This is a genomic window from Micromonospora sp. NPDC023633 (assembly GCF_040640035.1).
Taxonomy (GTDB): Bacteria; Actinomycetota; Actinomycetes; order Mycobacteriales; family Micromonosporaceae; genus Micromonospora.
Window position 1 is genome coordinate 1 of record NZ_JBFABB010000281.1, and the last position, 1,346, is coordinate 1,346.

The 1,346-nt window shown below is 78.7% G+C and carries 3 protein-coding genes and 1 pseudogene; 2 read left to right on the top strand and 2 right to left on the bottom strand.

Features of this window, described 5'->3' with window-relative positions:
• Nucleotides 1-93 (bottom strand): annotated as a pseudogene (locus AB0G13_RS34710) (glucose-6-phosphate dehydrogenase assembly protein OpcA); the annotation flags it as partial.
• Between the two features lie 57 nt (nt 94-150).
• Nucleotides 151-447, bottom strand: a complete 297-nt coding sequence (locus AB0G13_RS34715; protein ID WP_357883939.1) for a type VII secretion target — start codon at nt 445-447, stop codon at nt 151-153.
• A 175-nt stretch (nt 448-622) separates the two neighbouring features.
• On the opposite strand from AB0G13_RS34715, the gene AB0G13_RS34720 reads away from it, so the two are divergent.
• Together AB0G13_RS34720 and AB0G13_RS34725 are read left to right on the top strand one after the other, a co-directional pair.
• A complete protein-coding gene (locus tag AB0G13_RS34720) occupies nt 623-991 on the top strand; it encodes a holo-ACP synthase (RefSeq protein WP_357883942.1) in 369 nt (122 codons plus the stop codon).
• Between the two features lie 52 nt (nt 992-1,043).
• A partial coding sequence (locus AB0G13_RS34725; RefSeq protein WP_357883944.1) for an NAD(P)H-hydrate epimerase occupies nt 1,044-1,346 on the top strand: 303 nt, incomplete at its 3' end.

Consider the following 1,346-nt stretch of genomic DNA (forward strand, 5'->3'; position numbering starts at 1 on the left):
CTCGCCGTGCCACCACGTCACCACCGGCACGTCCGGCACCAGCAGCGGCATCACCACCGACTCGGCGTGCAGGGCGAGCCGCCCGTACATCCGGGGGGGCGGCGGCGTGGCGTGGGCGCCGGACCGGTGCGGCCCGACCCGCCGGCGCGGTCACCGGGGCAGCGCGGTGAGCCGGCCGGCCGCCCGGTCGTCCACCGCCTCGTACGCCTCGGCGGCGGCCCGGACCGCCCCGGCCGTGGTGGCCACCCGGGCGCCGAGCCCGCCGAACCAGGCGTGCGCGGCCGCCTCCAGACCGGCCAACGCCGCCCCGGCCGACCACTCGGGAGCCGGGACCACCAGCCCGGACGCCCCGGCCAGCCCGTGCCCCAGGCGGTACGCGTCGTCGTCGAGCCCGCTCGCGGCCCGGCGCAGCGCGTCGGGTCGTACGGTCAACGGCTCCTCGGTCATCCTCGGCCCCCCGCCTCGCGAAAACGTCGACGGCCGCGACGCTAGGCGTCGTCCACACCCCCGCGCCCGGCCTGTGGACGACGGCCCTCCCGGCGGACGGCCGGTCGTCCACAGGCGTTGCCCCGCAAGGAAGCGGCGGCTAATGTGCGGCCGCCCGCGCCGGTAGGGTGAGCGGGTGATCGTCGCTGTCGGCATCGACGTCGTCCTCGTCGAGCGGTTCGCCAAGGCCCTGGCCCGGACACCGCTGCTCGCCGACCGGCTCTTCACCGAGGCCGAGCGCTGCACCCGCTCCGGCAACCCGCGCTCGCCCGAGTCCCTGGCCGCCCGCTTCGCGGCCAAGGAGGCGGTCGCCAAGGCGCTCGGCGCCCCGGCCGGCCTGAGCTGGCACGACTGCGAGATCGTGCCGGACCCGGACGGCCGCCCCTGGCTGACCGTCTCCGGCACGGTCGCGGCGGCGGCCACCGAGCGCGGGGTCAACCGCTGGCATCTCTCGTTGTCCCACGACGGCGGGATCGCCTCGGCCATGGTGGTCGCGGAACAGTGATCGGGGGCGCGCCGGTTCCCGGCGCGCCGGGAACCGGACGGGACGGGGTGGCATGAGACCGGTGTGGCGGGTCGCGGACGTACGGGCGGCGGAGGCGGGCCTGATGGCCACGCTCCCGCCCGGGACGCTGATGAGGCGGGCGGCCGCCGGGCTGGCCCGCCGCTGCGCGCTGCTGCTCGCCGACCGGGGTGGCGTCTACGCCGCGCGGGTGCTGCTGCTGGTCGGCTCCGGCGACAACGGCGGCGACACGCTTCTCGCCGGCGCGCACCTGGCCCGGCGGGGCGCGGCCGTGTCGGCGCTGCTGCTGAGCCCCGGCCGGGCACACGCGGAGGGGCTGGCCGCGCTGCGGGCCGCG

Coding starts and splice junctions, on each gene's coding strand:
- AB0G13_RS34715 (WP_357883939.1), bottom strand. CDS start 447: ATGACCGAGGAGCCGTTGACCGTACGACCCGACGCGCTGCGCCGGGCC.